The organism is Bacillus sp. 220_BSPC (genome assembly GCF_001054655.1).
Classification (GTDB): domain Bacteria; phylum Bacillota; class Bacilli; order Bacillales; family DSM-1321; genus Peribacillus; species Peribacillus frigoritolerans.
This window is the reverse complement of record NZ_JVPL01000246.1, coordinates 1-18,968: the sequence shown is the minus strand read 5'-3', so window position 1 is coordinate 18,968 and position 18,968 is coordinate 1. Positions and strand designations below refer to the sequence as shown.

The 18,968-nt window shown below is 41.6% G+C and carries 18 protein-coding genes; 9 read left to right on the top strand and 9 right to left on the bottom strand.

Annotation, left to right across the window (positions count from 1 at the left end):
* Positions 1 to 81 precede the first annotated feature (81 nt).
* The gene (locus ADA55_RS19365; protein WP_082162876.1) at positions 82 to 861 is read left to right on the top strand and encodes an MBL fold metallo-hydrolase; all 780 of its coding nucleotides are present in this window, start codon (positions 82 to 84) and stop codon (positions 859 to 861) included.
* Between the two features lie 38 nt (positions 862 to 899).
* Here ADA55_RS19365 and ADA55_RS19360 read toward each other — a convergent pair whose 3' ends face one another.
* The 4 genes from ADA55_RS19360 to ADA55_RS19345 all read right to left on the bottom strand — a co-directional run bounded on the left by ADA55_RS19360 (position 900) and on the right by ADA55_RS19345 (position 6,950).
* The gene (locus tag ADA55_RS19360) at positions 900 to 1,943 is read right to left on the bottom strand and encodes a LacI family DNA-binding transcriptional regulator (protein ID WP_034314582.1); all 1,044 of its coding nucleotides are present in this window, start codon (positions 1,941 to 1,943) and stop codon (positions 900 to 902) included.
* 329 nt (positions 1,944 to 2,272) lie between these two features.
* On the bottom strand, positions 2,273 to 3,922 hold the full coding sequence (locus ADA55_RS19355) for a glycoside hydrolase family 13 protein (RefSeq protein WP_048686874.1): 1,650 nt from the start codon (positions 3,920 to 3,922) through the stop codon (positions 2,273 to 2,275).
* A 79-nt stretch (positions 3,923 to 4,001) separates the two neighbouring features.
* Positions 4,002 to 5,537: an alpha-amylase family glycosyl hydrolase gene (locus tag ADA55_RS19350; RefSeq protein ID WP_048686872.1), complete on the bottom strand. Its 1,536-nt coding sequence runs from the start codon at positions 5,535 to 5,537 to the stop codon at positions 4,002 to 4,004.
* Positions 5,538 to 5,687: 150 nt separating this feature from the next.
* Positions 5,688 to 6,950, bottom strand: a complete 1,263-nt coding sequence (locus ADA55_RS19345; protein ID WP_207117668.1) for an extracellular solute-binding protein — start codon at positions 6,948 to 6,950, stop codon at positions 5,688 to 5,690.
* Between the two features lie 355 nt (positions 6,951 to 7,305).
* Between ADA55_RS19345 and ADA55_RS19340 the strand changes: the two genes are divergently transcribed.
* Positions 7,306 to 9,057: a glycoside hydrolase family 13 protein gene (locus ADA55_RS19340; protein ID WP_048686868.1), complete on the top strand. Its 1,752-nt coding sequence runs from the start codon at positions 7,306 to 7,308 to the stop codon at positions 9,055 to 9,057.
* A 43-nt stretch (positions 9,058 to 9,100) separates the two neighbouring features.
* Here ADA55_RS19340 and asnB read toward each other — a convergent pair whose 3' ends face one another.
* On the bottom strand, positions 9,101 to 10,948 hold the full coding sequence (gene asnB / locus ADA55_RS19335) for an asparagine synthase (glutamine-hydrolyzing) (protein ID WP_048686867.1): 1,848 nt from the start codon (positions 10,946 to 10,948) through the stop codon (positions 9,101 to 9,103).
* Between the two features lie 284 nt (positions 10,949 to 11,232).
* Between asnB and ADA55_RS19330 the strand changes: the two genes are divergently transcribed.
* Complete coding sequence (locus tag ADA55_RS19330) at positions 11,233 to 11,799, top strand: DUF2777 domain-containing protein (RefSeq protein WP_020018810.1); 567 nt, start codon at positions 11,233 to 11,235, stop codon at positions 11,797 to 11,799.
* A 57-nt stretch (positions 11,800 to 11,856) separates the two neighbouring features.
* Here the strand turns inward: ADA55_RS19330 and ADA55_RS19325 are convergent, their stop codons facing one another.
* The 4 genes from ADA55_RS19325 to ADA55_RS19305 all read right to left on the bottom strand — a co-directional run bounded on the left by ADA55_RS19325 (position 11,857) and on the right by ADA55_RS19305 (position 16,700).
* Entirely contained in the window at positions 11,857 to 12,198 is a 342-nt protein-coding gene (locus tag ADA55_RS19325; protein ID WP_048686864.1) for a YisL family protein, read from the bottom strand.
* A 133-nt stretch (positions 12,199 to 12,331) separates the two neighbouring features.
* Positions 12,332 to 13,513, bottom strand: coding sequence for a DUF418 domain-containing protein (locus ADA55_RS19320; protein ID WP_048686862.1), 1,182 nt, complete (start codon positions 13,511 to 13,513; stop codon positions 12,332 to 12,334).
* Positions 13,514 to 13,553: 40 nt separating this feature from the next.
* The gene (locus ADA55_RS19315) at positions 13,554 to 14,828 is read right to left on the bottom strand and encodes an MFS transporter (RefSeq protein ID WP_048686860.1); all 1,275 of its coding nucleotides are present in this window, start codon (positions 14,826 to 14,828) and stop codon (positions 13,554 to 13,556) included.
* A 279-nt stretch (positions 14,829 to 15,107) separates the two neighbouring features.
* On the bottom strand, positions 15,108 to 16,700 hold the full coding sequence (locus tag ADA55_RS19305) for a long-chain-fatty-acid--CoA ligase (protein WP_048686856.1): 1,593 nt from the start codon (positions 16,698 to 16,700) through the stop codon (positions 15,108 to 15,110).
* A gap of 223 nt (positions 16,701 to 16,923) precedes the next feature.
* On the opposite strand from ADA55_RS19305, the gene ADA55_RS19300 reads away from it, so the two are divergent.
* The 6 genes from ADA55_RS19300 to ADA55_RS19275 all read left to right on the top strand — a co-directional run bounded on the left by ADA55_RS19300 (position 16,924) and on the right by ADA55_RS19275 (position 18,889).
* Positions 16,924 to 17,145: a spore germination protein gene (locus ADA55_RS19300; protein WP_034315507.1), complete on the top strand. Its 222-nt coding sequence runs from the start codon at positions 16,924 to 16,926 to the stop codon at positions 17,143 to 17,145.
* Between the two features lie 21 nt (positions 17,146 to 17,166).
* Positions 17,167 to 17,373 (top strand): spore germination protein GerPB, encoded by a 207-nt coding sequence (locus ADA55_RS19295; RefSeq protein WP_034314608.1) that lies wholly within the window; start codon positions 17,167 to 17,169, stop codon positions 17,371 to 17,373.
* 82 nt (positions 17,374 to 17,455) lie between these two features.
* Positions 17,456 to 18,067 carry a spore germination protein GerPC gene (gene gerPC / locus ADA55_RS19290; protein ID WP_048686854.1) on the top strand — a complete coding sequence of 204 codons (612 nt, stop codon included), beginning with the start codon at positions 17,456 to 17,458 and terminating at the stop codon, positions 18,065 to 18,067.
* Positions 18,057 to 18,236, top strand: a complete 180-nt coding sequence (locus tag ADA55_RS19285) for a hypothetical protein (RefSeq protein ID WP_034314611.1) — start codon at positions 18,057 to 18,059, stop codon at positions 18,234 to 18,236. The genes gerPC and ADA55_RS19285 overlap by 11 nt, the downstream gene beginning before the upstream one ends.
* Before the next feature lie 5 nt (positions 18,237 to 18,241).
* Positions 18,242 to 18,649: a spore germination protein GerPE gene (locus tag ADA55_RS19280; RefSeq protein ID WP_048686851.1), complete on the top strand. Its 408-nt coding sequence runs from the start codon at positions 18,242 to 18,244 to the stop codon at positions 18,647 to 18,649.
* A gap of 21 nt (positions 18,650 to 18,670) precedes the next feature.
* Positions 18,671 to 18,889, top strand: coding sequence for a spore germination protein (locus tag ADA55_RS19275; RefSeq protein WP_048686849.1), 219 nt, complete (start codon positions 18,671 to 18,673; stop codon positions 18,887 to 18,889).
* Positions 18,890 to 18,968: the final 79 nt, after the last annotated feature.

Below are 18,968 nucleotides of genomic sequence, written 5' to 3'. Positions count from 1 at the left end.
TGCTTTTATTATTTCAGGCAGGATATTTCCGGTTAACGCGGAATATATGACTGGGAAGGAGTGGAGTAATTTTTGAAAAATATTGTAGATCCATGGTTCACCGTTCAGGGATTGGACTCAAAAACGTTTGCAATCAGTGAATATGGTCATTGGGAGAAAGTTCATTCCTTTTTATTACTTGGTGAGACCCGGGCTGCGTTAATCGACACAGGATTAGGCATCGATTCGATTAAGCGGATTACAGACCAGCTTACCGATCTTCCGATCATCGTCCTGACCACACACGTTCATGCGGATCATATTGGCGGTCACGTTGATTATGAAACGATTTATGTTCATGGTGATGATGCCAATTGGCTGATTAACGGCATTGAAGGTTTGCCCTTGGAACAAATAAGAAAGAACATGGCCCGGGATATCACATTACCCATACCCGATTCATTCAATCCTGATACATACAAGCCATACCAGGGGTACCCCGATAGGCTCTTATCGGATGGGGACACGATTGATCTCGGGAACCGAAGTTTAAGCATTTATCGTACACCTGGTCATTCGCCTGGCCACATTTCAATTTTGGATGATAAAACAGGTTATTTATTTACTGGCGACCTGCTTTATTCAGATACTCCCGTTTATGCATTTTATCCCTCGACAAGCCCTGAAGACCTTGTTAATTCGTTAGAAAAAATCGCAAAGATCAAGGCAGTCTCCAAAATCTATGGCGGACACAACCAACTAGGCCTCGAACCAAAGATCCTTGAAGAAGTCCTTGCAGCCATTCAATATCTTAAAGAGAATCATTTGGTCAGACACGGAACGGGTATACATGCATTCAAAAGTTTCAGCGTACATTTCTAGATAAAAAAAGGCATTGCTTTTACGCAATGCCTTCTCGTTCAATAAGTCATGGCCATTGCACCTTGCTTGATCGATCTGCAGGAATGCCTTTCCACGAAATGATGTGGAATGATGGTCCCGGCAGGAGCATCTCCAGTCTGCAGCATATGAATGATGCCCTTAGCGGCCTGATATCCCAAATCAAAAATATTAATATCTACGGAGGTCAGGGCTGGTAATGACAGTTCAGAGAAAAGAACGTTATTGAAGCTGACGATTGACATTTCTTCAGGAGTGCGCACGCCCATTTCGCGAAGTGAATGCACGATGCCAAGTGCCATGAGATCATCACTGACCACCAAAGCGGTAGGTGGTTCATCGATGGATAGTAACCTTTTTGCAGCGGCTTGTCCCCCTTCATGCAAAAAATCTTCATGCAGGGTATATTCCATCCTTCGATCGATTCCAGCCCTCTCCAATGCCCGTTCATATCCTGATAAGCGATCAATGGTCATCATAAGGGATTCATCACCTCCGATGAATCCAACCCTTTCATGTCCTAGCTTTATGAGGTAATCCGTTGCCTGTTCGGCAGCCAAGACATTATCGTTATCAACATATGTTATCTCCTCGATGTAATCATAGGGTTTCCCAATGATCACAAATGGAAAATCCCTTTCCCTCAAATAGGTCAGAATGTGATCGTTCATCCTTGAATACATCAGGATTATTCCATCCACCATCCCCCCCTGCACCATATTCACTACTCCTTCGTAGATTTCATCTTCTGTTTTTCCCGTGCTTAACAACAGGGAATAATGGTTTTCCTGAGCTCCCTCACTTAGACCCTGGAGGATCGTAGGAAAAAAGGGATTTTGATAATAATCATTTGACGAACTTGGCATTACCAAGCCAATGATCCTGGTCGATTGATTGGCAAGACTACGTGCAATGAAGTTTGGATGGTATCCTAATTTAGTCATCGCCTTACGTACCCGTACCTTTGTTTTTTCACTTATCCGAGGATTGTTTGCAATCACTCGAGAAACTGTTGAAGGAGCAACATTCGCTAGCTGTGCCACATCTTTTATTGTGATGGCCATGCATTTCCCCTCTCCTTTCTTAGCCTTTATTGACTTCATTTTAAAAAAGGTGAATACCAATAAACACTTCTCTAATATTCATTTTATATTTATACATTTTGCATGTATTCATAATACACTCAGTTCAATAGTTATATCCATACTTTTTTTAATGTTTATTTAATTTTTCAGAAAATACTTACTTTTCCGTTTTTTTCATCTAAGATTAAAATTCAAAAAGAAGCTGATGGATAATCAGCTTCTTTAAAAACGACAGGTCTATTGGAAATTAAGAAGTCAGACGACTAACTACATAGGTTTTAGGCTAATTTCCAATCAAGTCCATAGAATCAATAACGATAAATCCTCGTTTCATATGGACGTAAATCAATAATGGGCACCTCAGGACAATCCTCATAATTAGCAAGCAAAAGTTCCATTCCCCCCCAATAAGAAAGGTCGATTTGATGGTGATTCATACTAAAGTTACATACCACCATAACTGAATTATCATTCATGTTTCTTGTATAAATATAAAGTTCAGGATGATCTTCCCATAATAACTCATATTCCCCATAAACAAGGACCTGATGTTTTTTTCGAAGTTCAATCATCTTTTTATAAAAATGATAAATGGATGACGGGTCATTTTTCTGCTGTTCTACATTAATGGCGCGATAATTTGGATTAACCCTCATCCAAGGGGTTCCATGAGTGAATCCGCCATTTTCAAGATCATTCCATTGCATCGGTGTTCGTGAATTATCACGGCCGCTATGCCATATAATGTTCATGATCTCATCATGAGGTCGACCTTTCGAGGTCTCTATCCTATAAAAGTTTTTCATTCCGACATCATCATAATCATCAATCGAATCAAATTGGACATTTGTCATGCCAATTTCCTGACCTTGATAAATAAAAGGTGTCCCTTGCATGAAAAAGTAAAGGGCCCCTATCATTTTTGCGCTTTCCAACCAATATTGATGATCATTTCCCCAGGTGGATACACTTCTCGGCTGGTCATGATTTTCAAAAAACAAAGCATTCCATCCTTTGTTTTTCAGCCCCTTTTGCCATTTGGTCATCGTTCGCTTTAGCCCTTGAACATCAACAGCGTGATTCTGTCCCCTATTCCAAAGACCAAGATGTTCAAATTGAAAGATCATATTGAACTTCCCATTCGATTCCCCGACCCATTCTTCCGCCTGCTCTATCCTGACGCCATTGGCCTCACCGACCGTCATGATATCATACTTAGAGAAAGTCTCTTCTTTCAACTCCTGAAGGTAATCCAGAATCCCGTCCTGATTGGTATGCATTTCAAACGCAGGTACATACTGATGCCAATAAGGATTGGGCATATCCGGAAGGCCTTCGCGCTTATGAATATGCGTGATCGCATCAATCCGGAAGCCATCGATTCCCTTATCGAGCCACCAATTGACCATTTCATATAATGCCTTTCGCACATCAGTGTTTTTCCAGTTTAAGTCTGGCTGCTTTTCGGCAAATAGATGTAAATAGTATTGATTGGTCCTTTCATCGAATTTCCAGGCACTTCCGGAAAAGATGCTTTCCCAATTATTAGGCTCACGGCCGTCCTGCCCATCCCTCCAAATATACCAATCCCGTTTCGGATTATCGCGGGAAGAACGTGACTCGACGAACCAAGGGTGCTCATCACTTGTATGATTCAAAACAAGGTCGAGTATCACCTTCATCCCACGCCCGTGAACATCTTTCAATAACAGATCAATATCTTCGATTGAACCGAATTCATCGGAAACTGCTTGATAATCACTAATATCATAGCCATTATCCGCATTGGGCGATTTATAAAAAGGACAAATCCAAATGACATCTATCCCTAATTCCTGCAGATAGTCGAGCTTTGAAATCAAACCTTTTATGTCTCCGACTCCATCACCATTACTATCCATGAAACTGCGCGGGTAAATTTGATAGCAAACCGCTTCTTTCCACCAGGTCTTATTCATGCTGTAACCTCCCGATCCTGTTTTCCACAAAGCCTTAGGGACAATGTTTGGCGGCTACCGACAATCGAGAGGTATATGATTATTTTGGTTGATTCCGTTTTGAACGTTTAATAACCAAAGCAATGAATATACCAAAAATGAGAAGAACCAATCCTATGACTAACAGGTAAGGAATATTAATAATCGACTTAGGTGACAGCGTATAGACTTCTGTCGTCTCCCTGTCGATTACGATAGAGTAGCTGTTGTCCTTACTGCGGACCAGATCCCCATTCAGCATACCTCTCAACTCTTTATTGCTTTCAAGTTCCTTATCAGTAAGGTTTATCGTTTGAGTTTCAGTCGTATTGTTCATGGCGACGACAATCGTTTCTTCACCATATACACGCTTGAATACCGAAGCTCCACCTTCTTCATATAAAAGCTCCATATCCCCTTTTTTCAATGCCGGGTACATGTCTCTGAGGTCAGAAAGCTTTGTTATATATTCCACCAATTCCTGTTCTGTCTTAAAATTCATCAACTTATGATTATCCGGGGCAATATCGCCGTTCAAGGCAATTTCCGATCCATAAAATACGATTGGCACCCCTGGCATCGTATATAGATACGACAGGGCCATTCTCCATCTGGAACCTGGATTTTCGTTATGGTCGGCTGCATCCTTTGTAAACCGGGGCATTCCCTCTGTATCCATGAACAAAGCCTGATGGGCATTGCCCCCTAATTCATCTTCGCTTTTCGCAAACGCATTAAAAACAGGTTTCAATTCCTTATCGGGCGCAGCAAATGCTTCACGTAGCTCAGCATTCTGCGGATAAGCCATAAAAGCATCGATACCCGTCTCCTTGTAGCTTGAGATCAATTTCGCATCACCTTGAACATCGCCGATTGTATAGAAATTTGATTTTTCAGATTTGACTTCATCCACAAATTCCTTCCAAAAATCTTTTGCTACGTATTGGACTTTATTTATACGGTATCCATCAATATCGGTTTCCGTTATCCACCATTTGGCAGCATCAAGTAAATATTTCCTTGTTTCCTCATTATCTTGATTCAAATCGGGAAGACCATCAACCCACCCTGTTTCCAAATCCGTTTGGCTACCATCCTTGGAAATCTTTTTTTCTTCATGGAACCATTCTTGTTTTTTTGGATCGTTCAGCCACGCGGAGTCAGGGCCCACATTATTTGCTTGAAAATCAATGATCACCTTCATATCGCGTTTATGTGCCTCATTCACGAGTTTTTTAAACTCTTCCATTGTCCCATAGTGTTTATCCGTTTTATAAAAATCGGCCACCCAATCGCCATGATAGCCATTTGCATCATTAGCGAAAATCGGTGAAAGGATGATAGCGGTATAACCCATATCTTTTAAATAATTCAGTTTCTTCGTGACACCTTCGAAATCCCCACCATTAAACGTGGAAGGGTCATTCACGTTCGCATCTCCATTATTTTGGGTATCCCCATCGAAAAATCTGTCGACCAATAATGAATATACGATTTCATCCTTCCAAGTTCGTTGTTCTTTTTCAGCTGCTCCTACTGGAATGGCGTAAAAAAGAAGCAACGGAATTAAAGCGAGTGATAACACTCTTTTTCTCATATCCGTTCTCCTCCTAGCTATCTCTTTACGCCTTTAAGATTAGCCTTTTGACCCCTTAACGTCAAATCCAATTTATAAAAAACTTTACACTTAAGGGACAAACTGGGGATACTGGTTATGGTTACTGAATTGGAAAAGAGCCAAACACGGTTAACGCTCTTTTTTTATCTTCTTGACCGCTTTATCCAAAGCCCTTTTTGGTTTTGCTTTTTGAGTGGTCATTTCATCCATGGCTGAATTCATCGGTCCCCATACTTTATTCATTTCCGGAATATTCGGCACTGGTTCAGCGTATTGTAATTGTATGCTTAAGGCTTGTGCCCTTTCATTTTCTTTGATTGCGGCACTGTGTTTAATTGATTTATTAGGTGGAAATTCCCCTGTTAAATCAAAACGCTTCATTGCATTATCATCATTAGTCAAATATTCAACTAACTTCGTAGACCAATAAGGGTGTTTTGTGAATGCTGTTACATGCCAGCCTTTGATTTCCATGAACGTTTTCATTGGCTGACCATTGGGCAATTCTGGCATGGGGGCAATTCCTGTATCCTTTCGCTCGGTAAATGAGTTCCCGTCACTCATGATAGAAGCCAATTTCCCTTGTAAAAACAACTTCTCGATTCCTGCCTTGTCGCCTTTAGGAATCAAACCCGCCCTATACCATTTTTGGATGTACGCTGCCCCTTTTACGGAACCCTTATTATTCAAACCAATGTCGGAAGGGTCTAACTTTCCATTCTTATCTTTAAATATATAACCTCCCATTCCAGCCATTACTCCATACGAATCATGGAAATCATTCCACTTGCCATAGTAACCATGCATGTTACGCTTTCTTAATTCCTTCGCCATTTTATACAGGTCATTCATCGTCTCAGGAGCCTTAGCCATCAATTTTTTATTATAAATGAAGACGGAGGTGGTTACGGACTTTGGCAATCCAAAAACCTTATCTTGATACATCTCCCCCCTAATTGAAGGTTCAATGAAGGCATTCAATACCTCATCTTTCACCTTCACTTCCTGAATTAAGCCTTCCTTCACGATTTGCCCGACTTTTTCATGGGAAAAAGTTACGACATCCGGTGCCTTTCCATTTCCGATTGGCCCATCTCGACGAAGTCGTTCATACATCCCGGTAGCCATTTCAAGCTCTTCATGCTCAACTTTGATTCCATATTCTTTTTCAAAGGCTTCAATCACCGGCTTTAGGGCCTCCGCTTTACCTTCTTCCTCCCAAATGATCAATTTTTCCGGCTTCGCTTCATTGCTGGCTTCGTCTTCTTTTTTCTTATCTTCTTTCACTGCTTTATTTTTATTTTCTAAATCTGAACTGGATCCGCAAGCACTTACACTAACAATCAATAATATGGACATGAACAAATGAAAAATCAGCTTCTTCACTTTCATTCTCCTTTTTGCAATGTTTATTCTATCATGTCCAAAAGCACCAAATAATACTGTTTTTCAGTTCAGTACTTCAAATAAAGCCAATTGATGAAAGCGATGCCAAAGCTATTGTTATCATTATATGAACGGCTTTGATTTTTACAACATTTTCCTTGGCGTATTTATTTCCTTGTAGTGATGAACAATTTTTGTTATTTTTTAGTTAATAAGTGCTTCTTTCAATTGAAATTGGGTATATAACCATAATGAAAAAGCACTTAACCTGGCTTAGTACCACTTCATAGAGACCCTCCTCGTGACAGCCGGAAGTTTCCTTTTTCACAGCCCCAAAACTTATAGAATCGGAGTGGTTTTCATGGAATTTTCATCCATACACCATAGACCTAATGACAATTACGGCTATCCAATCAACACTGAAACCCTACATATCCGCCTACGTACGAAAAAACAAGATATCTCCTCAGTTGGATTGATTTTTGGGGATCCTTACATTTCAAATAATGGTCAATGGCAGTACGAGGAACTTCCCATGAGTCTGTCGGGCAGCGATACCCGTTATGATTATTGGCATATCTATGTGAAGCCTCCCTACCGAAGAATTCGATATGGGTTCAAGGTATCGTCAGAAAATGAATGCTCCATTTACACGGAAAAGGGCTTCTTCAAAGAGCCTCCCCGAGATCCCGGATGCTATTTCGCGATTCCCTATCTCCATCAAAATGAAGTTTTCGGGGCACCGGATTGGGTCAAAGATACAATTTGGTACCAAATTTTCCCTGAACGATTTGCGAACGGAAACCCCGCCAACGACCCCGAAGGTGTGAAACCATGGGGAAGTGAAGAACCGGCGGTGGATAATTTTTTTGGCGGGGACTTCGAAGGAATCCTTGAACATTTGGATTACCTGGAGAATCTCGGCATCAACGGAATTTATTTCACGCCTATCTTCCATGCCTACTCCAATCATAAATACGATACGATTGATTATCGGAGTATCGATCCGCAATTCGGAACGAAGGAAACATTGAAAACACTAATAGCCGAATGCCATAGACGGAATATAAGGGTCATGCTGGATGCTGTTTTTAACCATAGCGGCTACTATTTCCCCCCTTTCCAGGATTTACTCGAAAAAGGGGAGAAATCGAAATATAAGGATTGGTTCCACCCACACAGCTTCCCTCTTAAGGGAGGGGAAAGGCCCAATTATGAAACATTCGGTTTTTTTGAATCGATGCCAAAATTGAATACGGCAAATCCGGAGGTGAAAGAGTATCTGCTCGAAGTCTCGGCCTATTGGATCAAGGAGTTCGATATAGACGCCTGGCGGCTCGATGTGGCAAATGAAGTCGATCAGCCATTCTGGCGTGAATTTCGAACAACGGTGAAAAATATAAAGCCTGACCTTTATATTCTTGGGGAAATTTGGCATGACTCCATGCCATGGCTTCGCGGCGATCAGTTCGATGCCGTCATGAATTACCCTTTCACCAACCAGGTCTTTCGCCTGGTCGCCTCACAAACCATCAATGCACGCGAGTTCACTGAAGAAATGACAGCCATCTATCACAGTTATCCAACCAATGTTTTTGACGTGACATTCAACCTTCTTGGAAGCCATGATACACCGCGGATTTTCACGGATTGCGGGGAAGATCTAGCAAGAGCCAAGCTCATTCACGCAATCCTGCTGACATTCAATGGCAGCCCTTGTATTTATTATGGAGATGAAATCGGCTTAACCGGCGGCATGGATCCAGGATGCCGAAAATGCATGGTCTGGGAAGAAGAAAAACAAAACACCGAGCTACTCAATGAAATTAAGGCATTGATCCACTTGCGAAAAGAAGAACGGTTACTTGCCAATGACGGGGAGTTCAAATTCCTTGATACAGCTGGAAACGAAAATATCGTGGCCTACCAAAAGTATAATGAAAAACGATCTGTCGTGATCCTCATCAATCCGACCGATGTCAAGCAATCCTTTACCCTTCCTGTTGATTTGAAAGGACGTACACTAATGGATTTAAGAACGAAGGAAACCACACAAGTTGGCAAATTTGAATTGGGTGGTTATCAATATAAAATTCTCGCAATCAATCATTGAGGCAAATGAAAACGGGGCGTTGATAAACATCCGCCCCGTTTTTTCACTCGATTATTTGGATATCATATTCTTTGAACCATACATGGGTCTGTGCCAAATGCGCGAGCAATTGTGGCCCTGACATCAATTGGCCGAACCATGGCACTTTAAAAGCCGCACCCTTTGACTCTACTATATCGGTTAGCTTCTGTTTATCGAAAAATTCATGCAGGATCGAATTTTTATCCGTCAGTAAGTCTTTCAACCACGCCTGCACACGGTCTGTATATATAGGGTTATGGGTTTTTGGATATGGACTTTTTTTACGATACAATACTTCATCCGGTAATAGCCCCTCCAAAGCCTTCCTAAGAATACCCTTTTCACGGTTGCCTTCCATTTTCATTTCCCAAGGAATGTTCCATGCATATTCAACAAGGCGATGATCGGCAAATGGCACGCGCACCTCTAGACTTGCCCCCATACTCATTCGGTCCTTCCGGTCAAGGAGCGTCGTCATGAACCATAATAAATTCACATAGAAAAGCTCTCTCCGTTTTGCCGCTATACCGCTTTCCCCTTCCAATTTAGGCGTTTCGGCAAGGGTGGCCAAATAAGCTTCCTGGGCATATTCCTCCAGCTTCAATTTCTCGCGCCATCCCGTTTTCAATAAAGATACCCGCTCATCCGTAGATCTCATCCATGGAAAACCAGCACGATTCAAATCATCCTCACGGTGAAACCAAGGATAACCTCCAAAAATTTCGTCCGCACATTCGCCGGAGAGGCCTACGACAAAATCCCGCTTGATTTCCTTACAAAACCAAAGTAAAGAAGAATCGACATCCGCCATGCCTGGGAGGTCCCTTACAAGGACAGCTTCCGTTAAATAATTTGTCAACTGCTCTTGAGAGATGACCGATGAATGGTGAACCGTGTTAAAACGATCCGACATCTTTTTAATCCAATACCCATCGGAGTTTGGCTGAAAATCATTTGCCTTGAAATAACGCTCATTATCCTCATAATCAATGGAATACGTATGAAGCTGGCCTTTCCCTTCTTTTTGATAGGCATTTGCAGCAATGGCCGTAATTGCGCTTGAGTCAAGCCCTCCTGATAAGAAGGTACAAAGCGGAACATCGGATACAAGTTGCCGCGTCACTGCATCTTCGACAAGGAAGCGAACCTTCTCGGCCGTCTCATCAAGAGTATCCCGATGTTCTTCGCTTTTCACATTCCAATATCTCCAAATCCGGAGGCCTTTCCTTGATAAAGTAAGCGCATGGGCAGGCCTTAATTCCTGGATATTATGAAATACGCCTGAACCTGGCTTCCGGGATGGACCAACACCAAAAACTTCAGACAACCCTTCGCGGTCAATCTCCGTTTTAACATCCGGATGGGCCAGAATCGCCTTCAGCTCCGATCCGAAAATGAACCCGCCGTCCCTTTCCGCATAAAAGAATGGTTTTACCCCCATGCGATCTCTTCCGACGAATAATTTCTGTTCCTTTTCATCCCAAATCGCAAACGCAAAAATCCCATTGAACAAGTCAATGCATTTTTCTTTCCATTCTATATAAGAAGTTAGCAAAACTTCTGTATCAGAATGACCGTTAAAGGAATATCCTTTTAATAATAGCTGTTTACGAATATCCTCGGTGTTATATAGCTCACCATTATAACAAAGCGTATATCTGCCGTTTTCTTGATTTTTCGTCATCGGCTGTTTTCCGCCTTCCGCATCGACAACCGTTAACCGTTTATGACCAAAGGCAACATGGGCTTCGCTCCAAACATTATCTTCGTCAGGCCCCCGCTTTGCCAACGTTTTTGTCATGTTTTCCAGCGTTTTCGTTTTTGTCCGTAAATCTTTTTGAAAATGCACCCAGCCTGTTATCCCACACATTTTACACTTCATCCTTTCTATCCGGACTATCAAAAATATATTGGCTCCCTGTCTTAAAAAGATTTACAGTCCCTAAGTATCGCTCAGCATCATTCCGTAGGGCCACCTGCCAACAACGCCCGGCGTCGTTAATGAATTGTTGAGCAAAGCATCCCGTGTTAAACATAGCCTATGCAAAGACGGAAAGATGGTTATTTGTCCATAATATTTTAAAATATACAGTTATATTTTCATTGGATTTTGACTAAAAAGTAGGTGAGGATTCCACTATTGGAGGTATATGTATGAGTCAGCAACAACGAACTAAGTTAATGAATAGGCAAACAAGAGCTTTTACCGAAGGAACAGTGGAAAATATCAATCAACAATGGATTTTTTTCGATGATGAAACAGATGAGGCCTGCTCCATAGAAGACCACGTTGACAGCATCATCGAAGTGTACAGGGGTGGGCGCTGGCAGCAAGGAGTAATTGAAGAAGAGGGAAAGATCCTGCTTCATCGGGAAATCACCTTCTTAAGGGAAAATGAGCCCATTCGGATACGCAAAAAACTGCTCTACTCTTTTGAACGTTTATTGGAAGAATTGAACGATGATTCCTTTTTCCAATTTGTAACAACATTGAATTCACTTGATTTTTCTATTTATGATTGTATATATAGCTATAACCAGCTCACTTTTTTAAGGGCCGTCCCAAACCAGTCCGGCGTGAATTTCTTCACCTTTGATAACGAGAGTCAAATTTGTCTCGTTCAGCACCATTTTTCATACGGGAAAAAGGATCATGATCGTTTTGAATTCACCCTGAACACCGGAAAAAGGATCGTCATTGAGAAAGTGAATTCACAATAACGGGTAAAAGAAAACGGGTAAATGAGATTTCCTCATTTACCCGTCTTTAATTCTGTATTAAAAAAAGTCCATTCCTTGTGGCAGTGAAAGTCCTAAATAAAGGACGAATACAAGCGCTACGATGAACAATATCCACATGGCACCTGTGCTTTTTCTTTTTTTCGTACGGACCAGCACCATTTCCATCGCCGCAATCACGATGATACCAACAATCATTTTTACTGCATAGGCACCAAAATCAGTGATCAGCATGCCGCCAGTAAGGAAAATCAATAGATAGAACAACCGTGTTATCATATGTAGCATTTTCGCTTTCGGGTTTGCACCTTTAAGCATCGAATATGTGACAAAGAAAAGAATGATTCCGATAACCCAAGCTGTAATATGCATATGTGTCATTTTTTTGCCCCCTCGTTCAGTTTCCATTTCATCATATCATAGGCTTTTACAAAAAAACAAAACTAAGTATCCACCTGAATGGGTAAAACCAACAATTTAATGAACATCATTTACATTTCTTCTTAACTGGTCCCTACCTGCGCATGACCGGCTTTTTACCATACGTAAAAAAACGCCATATATATTCAACCGGTCCGTATTTATACAGGCCCATCCACAATAAGGAAAGCAGGATTTGCAGGCAAAACAGGGCTATTAGAAAAACAAATCCTGTCGTATATGAGACTGATCCATATAAACCAAGGCCATATGAATAAAAAATGCCCGTACATACCATCGATTGGAACAAGTAATTGCTCATCGACATCCTTCCGATATACGAAAGCGGATGTAACAGGCGGGAAGCCCCTGCCCGTTCCGCCAAAATCGTGATTGCCGTGATATAAAAAATCGTAAGTAACGGTCCTCCCAAATAATCCTGGACGAATATCGTTCCAAAATGGTATACCGTCACATATGGCAGCATCTTAATTGACATGCCCAATAGCAAGCTTACGATCGATATCGCTTTCAATTGTCGTTTATATTGGGTTGGATTTTGGAGAAAGCCCTGTTTTGCCACGCCTGCTCCCATTAAAAAAAACGGAAAAATCGATAAAAAAAGGATAATGGCATTAAAAGGGTTGTTCACCATATACCAATCCAACGCCCTTTGACTCATCAGTTCCGTAAATGTACCAGATTGATAAACTTCCAAAGACTGTTTCATCATCGCCGAATCAGTCGTGATCGCCATCCCTTCACTATCAAAAATGCCCATTATAAGAAATAGAGAACCCAATATCGCAAAAGGCAGGACATAACAAACCGAGCCAATCAGAATTAAATTCCGGCCCTTCATCTTATAAAAAAACAAAAGTGCAAACCCAAATACAGCATAATTAATGAGGATGTCCCCATGCCAGATGAAGAAAGCATGAATGCAGCCAAGTATCAGCAGGAAACTTAGCCTTTTCATATATAGTAACGGAAATGATATACCCTTTTCTTCACTCCTTACTGCCAAAATGATTGCCCCGAAACCGAACAGAAAGGCAAATAACGGATAAAAGCTGGCCTGTGCGACTATATCACTGAATCTATACAAAATCCCATCCCATCCTCCTGCCCACCGCTTTGCACCATCTATGTACAAGAGCGGGGAGTGGAAAGAAGGCATATTCACTAAAAAAATCCCTAAAATGGCTAATCCACGTAAAATATCGATGCTTACGATCCGTTTACTTTCCTGCAATGGTACCATCGCGCCCTTCATAGGTACACCCTCTTTCATTCATACAGATTTAACATCTTTTCTATATCTCCATTACATCACCTTTAACTTTCGTGACCGCTTTTTGCTTTTTTATCAGTATGACAAACAAGCTGCCCAATAAGCAAAAGATTCCAGCAAGGAAGAATGCCCATGTATAGGAGTTGAATATTTTGAAGATAAGCCCCCCACCGTACGCCGCCACTGCTGCACCCACCTGATGGGCCGCGAATATCCACCCGTATACGATCCCGCTTTTCTCCAAGCCAAATACTTGCCTTGAAATGCTTATGGTCGGAGGAACGGTCGCTATCCAATCCAAGCCATAGAAAACGGAAAAGATAATCAATAGACCGATAGAACCTTCATTTAATGCAAAAGGAAGTAATACGAGGGAAGCACCCCTTAGAGCGTAATACCAAAACAGCAGCCAACGGTTATCAAAACGATCTGATAGCCATCCGGATACAGTCGTACCAATCAAATCAAAGATTCCCATGAAAGATAGCAGTGATGCTGCCGTCACAACCGGTAAACCAAAACTAATGCAGTAAGAAATGAAATGTGTCCCGATCAACCCGCTCGTTGAAAGTCCGCATATAAAAAAGCTACCTGCCAATAACCAGAATTCCTTCACTTTCACTGCTTCAATCAACGACTGAAAAGCCATGACGATGGGGTTCTTATTTTGGACTGTAACAGCCTCCTGCTTTTCCTCTTCCAATCCATACGGAAGAGTGCCCACTTCCTTCGGATTGTTTTTCATGAATAAAAGGATGATTGCCAGCATGATCAAGCTAAGGATCAAGATTAATCCAATCGCCCATCTCCACGAATAACTCTCAATGATGATGGCTAAAACCGGAAGTAAAATGAGCTGGCCCGTGGCCGTACTTGCCGTAAGTATCCCGACCGCCAGCCCCCGCCTCTTCTCGAACCAACGATTTGCCACATATGGGCTCAATACAGTTAAAAACACTCCAGAACCCAATCCAATGATAATTCCCCAAATTAAAATGAGCTGCCACTCATGCTGCATGAAAAAAGTGAGGAGAATCCCTGCCAATAAAGTGGACATGGCCGCTACCATCATTTTCTTCAATCCAAGCACTTCAATTAGGGCGGCCATGAATGGACCCGATAATCCATAAAGAAAAAGACTTATGGCAAAGGCTAAAGAAATTACGGACCGGTCCCACCCGAACTCATTTTCAAATGGTACGATGAATACTCCCGATGATGACCTAACGATACCGGCTACAATAATCGAGAAGAATGTTATGATTAAAATAACCCAGCTATAATGAATATGTTTCAATGCTCTCCCCCACAATCCAAAACTGTTAAAATCAACATAATGAAAAAAGAAAAATTATAATAATTTGAAATATTTAATAATAGTAACACTTTATCTTTAAACAGGAAGCTTTTTATTGAAACAAATTCCAATGTTCCTGAATGACCTTCCCTTATCCAACAATGGCATGAGTTACTTCGGCTATTTACGAATGGAAACATATCAGTGTCCACCTCAGGAAACCGTTTTAAACGGCAACAGAAAAAAACGCTGATCATTTCTGAACAGCGTTAGCGAGCTTCAATTAACGAATCTGCCTGTTTTCCCCTTAGATTCCCAATAATCATTACGAAGATGGATTTTTTGTATTTTCCCCGATGCCGTTTTTGGAAGCTCATCGACGAACGACACACTGGTAACTGATTTGAAATGAGCTAATTTTTCCCGTGTGAAGGCCTTTATATCATCCTCCGTTAATTCCACGCCCATTTTTGGCACAATGAATGCATGCGGTGTCTCTCCCCACTTTTCATGCGGAACGGCAATGACTGCCGCTTCAAGAATGTCCGGATGTTCGTAGAGTATTCCTTCCACTTCTATGGAAGAGATATTTTCTCCGCCACTAATGATTATATCCTTTTTGCGGTCAACGATATCCACATTCCCGTTTTCATCGATTGTGGCCATATCCCCTGTATGCAGCCATCCATTTATCAGTGTCTGGCTGGTCGCTTCTTCATTTTTCCAATAACCTAACATCACTCCATGGCTGCGGACGATAAGCTCGCCGATATCCACGCCATCTTGGGCAACTTCCTCACCATTGTCATGGATAACCTTTACCTCACTGCCTATGATGGGATATCCGGCTTTCGCCTTCATCCTGTATTTTTCTTTTTCCGGAAGATCATCGAATTCAGAACGAATCAGCGATATCAGACTGACCGGTGTTGATTCAGTCATTCCGTAAATTTGAATGAATTCCCAGCCTAACTCTTTTTCCACCCTTGTAACGAATGCAGGAGGCGGAGCGGAACCCGCAACAACGATTCGGATATCCTGCTCGATTTTCGGAACATTCCGTTCATAATATTGGAACAGTGAATTCAGAACCGTCGGTGCCATATGCATGATGGAAACCTTATGCTTTTGCAGTGTATCAAATATCATTTCTGGGCTGGTTTTCCTCAAACAAACTTGAGTGGCACCATTTGCCGTATAATAAAATGGCGCCCCCCACCCATTCACGTGGAACATCGGCAGTACGTGCAAATATGTATCGCGGTCATTGACCCTGAAATGATGCATCGCACCCAGGGCATGTAAATAGTTGTTGCGGTGAGTCAGCATCACCCCTTTGGGATTTCCTGTGGTCCCGCTAGTATAAAGAAGGCTCGAAACATCATTTTCATCCACTGACTCCCGGTTAAAGCACTTGTTATCATAACGTTCCAGCCAATGGTTGTAATCGGTTTCATTTATCTCTTCATCTTTATAATGAACGATTATGTGCTCCACCGATTCAAGTTCGTCCTTGACAGGGGAAATAAGATGATACAATTCCTGATCTACGAAAAGGACCTTGGACTCGCTATGGTTCAAAATGAAAACATAATCTGCAGGCTTCAAACGGATATTCAAGGGAACGATTACTGCCCCAATTTGAAATACCCCATAAAAGCCTTCAAGCATTTCAATTGAGTTAGGTGCCAAATATGCCACCTTGTCACCCTTTTTGACACCGAGATCCCTTAAACCATTTGAAAGCTGGTTTACACGGCCGTTCAATTCTGCGTAGGTTAATACCTTGTCATCTCCAATGATGGCTTTCTTATCGCCATATAGTAAGGCTGCTCGATCTAAGAAATGCGATAATACTAATGGTACATTCATTTCCTCACCTCTAGTTTTATTTGAAAATTCTGAATTAGCATTATATTACCATATCTGTTTACAACATTCCAATAAAATCAGCCGTTGTTATATAACAATATATTAATAGGCAGATGAATCACATCAATCATGAGTCAACATACAATACATTGAAACTCCCTTCAGTGATAGGCTCATGGCCTTAAATTCAGGGGAAAACCAGAATAAAAAAAGGGTGATTTTCTTGCCGGCCATCGTAGGAATCGTTCAAGTCATCAACGTCGGTAGCAGTGGAATTGTCCATATTGGTGACGTCTTTAAAATTAGTCCCTATTCCACCTCAAAAACGTTTGCAGGTGCTGGCTCGTTTAATACGGGTGAATCCATATCCCTTTATAATGCCTATAGCACCACGAATACAAATGATACTGATGGTGTTGATCAGCCACTGGTCCTAAATCTCTAATGTTTTAAGAAAGGAGTCAGCATGATCTTCAATATTCACCAGACCATACAAATTAATATGATAAAAATTGAAAGCATCGCCAATTCATCCGTTTTTCAAATAGGTAGTGCAGGGGTGATTAAACCATATTCCACATTGGCCAATACCGGTGGATTCACTGAGCCTGCTCCCGAAATTGAAGCCGATGTAACCCCATTAGCCAGTTTCGTCCCATTTACGCCCTCCTAGTTCATAGGCATTCACCTACATCCTACTTTTTCATATACTGTCTTATATGAAATCAACTTATTGTGAAGGTGGGTGTTGAATCGTGAATCAGGATCTCTATTCATATTCCATACAAATGCAGCGTTTTCTTGAAGCCCAGGATAAACGGATCATGAAACTTGAACACGAACTCAAACGCCTGACAGATGAAATTGCCGAGCTGAAAAATAAACCGCCAATCCATGTAGATAAAATTGAATATAAATTCGATCAGTTAAAAGTCGAATCTTTAGATGGAACATTGAATATCGGTTTAAATCCAACTGACCTTAACAACATTGATGAATTTGCCGTCAACAACCAACCCGTTCAACCTGCACCTAACCTATTTCCAGGAAGGGAAATCGTCGTCCAGGAAATTCACAATGATATACTTTCAGACTTGGAAAATATGATTCACGATGCGGAAACCCAGCTGAAAATATCCTTGGAAGCATCTTATCATGACTTCATTAAACAGGACGTCGAACGCCAGCTTCATCAACGCATCAATATGTATTTCGATAATCTTTCTTACGCGGAACGTGCACCGCAGCAACGGGATAATGTCAAGGAAAAGATCAGGGAGAAGGTGAAATCCGATATTCAAACTGCATTATTCCAATTCATTACCCATTCACAAGCCGAGACAGGAGGAAATCCAAATGGAGTTTAATGTAACCAATCACCAGCTTTGTGTAGGAGATATTAAAATTACCGGTGTAGCAAGCTCTGCTTTATTTCTCATAGGGGATGTACAAACGGTCCAACTATCCTCAGCATTCGATACCCCGCCGGAATCCCTTATCATAGGTCCATTCGTGCCGCTTTCTCCAGAAGGATAAAAAATATGTTTTCAAGAATATCAAAAGTAAAATCTATAGTATCGGACACGGTATCGTTCAGCTCCGCCATGCAAATCGGGGATACCTCATATATTGACGGGAATTCCCTGGCTTTAGCCGTTCAAAAGAAAAGTGAAACTTTCCACTCAGTCGATATTCATTTCGCAGACTATGACATCTTTATGAAACCATTTTATATCCCAAGATTGAATGAACCAGTCATATCAAGTTTTTCAAATCCGAATCCCTTCATACGGGTCGGCAATATCAATATAATCGGGATATCTTCCTCATCTGTGGTGGGTGTGGGGAACGTAGGCCATGCACGTATGGAGTCAAGAGTGAAACATATTCGGGAGGTTCCTAAAAAACCTGAAGAGACGCCAATCGAGGATTCCACCAACAACACTTAAACTTTTAAAGGAGGGGTTCATATGCCTGCCATTATCGGCCCGGTTCAAGTATTTAATGTCGCGCAAGGAAACCTGTTATTCGGTGATTGCGCCGTCATTTCCCCTAAGTCTTCCTCCAAAACGGTTTTCGGATCCGGCTCAGGGAACACAGCTGCAATCACTTTCACGGCCAATGGCCTGAATGGAAGCAATGTCCTTGATATCAATGGAGTTGACCAGCCCATTACAGGGAATAATTAGTCATAGAAAAAGCCTCCCATTTCCAGGGAGGCTTTCAGTTTGTAGACAAAAGGGGTTCGGAATTAAAAAATTCTGAACC

Bases quoted from the DNA above. Each gene is read 5' to 3' on its own strand.
- ADA55_RS19360 (WP_034314582.1), bottom strand. From the start codon at position 1,943: ATGGCCATCACAATAAAAGATGTGGCACAGCTAGCGAATGTTGCTCCT.
- ADA55_RS19355 (WP_048686874.1), bottom strand. From the start codon at position 3,922: ATGAATAAGACCTGGTGGAAAGAAGCGGTTTGCTATCAAATTTACCCG.
- ADA55_RS19350 (WP_048686872.1), bottom strand. From the start codon at position 5,537: ATGAGAAAAAGAGTGTTATCACTCGCTTTAATTCCGTTGCTTCTTTTT.
- ADA55_RS19345 (WP_207117668.1), bottom strand. From the start codon at position 6,950: ATGAAAGTGAAGAAGCTGATTTTTCATTTGTTCATGTCCATATTATTG.
- ADA55_RS19340 (WP_048686868.1), top strand. From the start codon at position 7,306: ATGGAATTTTCATCCATACACCATAGACCTAATGACAATTACGGCTAT.
- asnB (WP_048686867.1), bottom strand. From the start codon at position 10,948: ATGTGTGGGATAACAGGCTGGGTGCATTTTCAAAAAGATTTACGGACA.
- ADA55_RS19330 (WP_020018810.1), top strand. From the start codon at position 11,233: ATGAGTCAGCAACAACGAACTAAGTTAATGAATAGGCAAACAAGAGCT.
- ADA55_RS19325 (WP_048686864.1), bottom strand. From the start codon at position 12,198: ATGACACATATGCATATTACAGCTTGGGTTATCGGAATCATTCTTTTC.
- ADA55_RS19320 (WP_048686862.1), bottom strand. From the start codon at position 13,513: ATGAAGGGCGCGATGGTACCATTGCAGGAAAGTAAACGGATCGTAAGC.
- ADA55_RS19305 (WP_048686856.1), bottom strand. From the start codon at position 16,700: ATGAATGTACCATTAGTATTATCGCATTTCTTAGATCGAGCAGCCTTA.
- ADA55_RS19295 (WP_034314608.1), top strand. From the start codon at position 17,167: ATGATCTTCAATATTCACCAGACCATACAAATTAATATGATAAAAATT.
- ADA55_RS19285 (WP_034314611.1), top strand. From the start codon at position 18,057: ATGGAGTTTAATGTAACCAATCACCAGCTTTGTGTAGGAGATATTAAA.
- ADA55_RS19280 (WP_048686851.1), top strand. From the start codon at position 18,242: ATGTTTTCAAGAATATCAAAAGTAAAATCTATAGTATCGGACACGGTA.
- ADA55_RS19275 (WP_048686849.1), top strand. From the start codon at position 18,671: ATGCCTGCCATTATCGGCCCGGTTCAAGTATTTAATGTCGCGCAAGGA.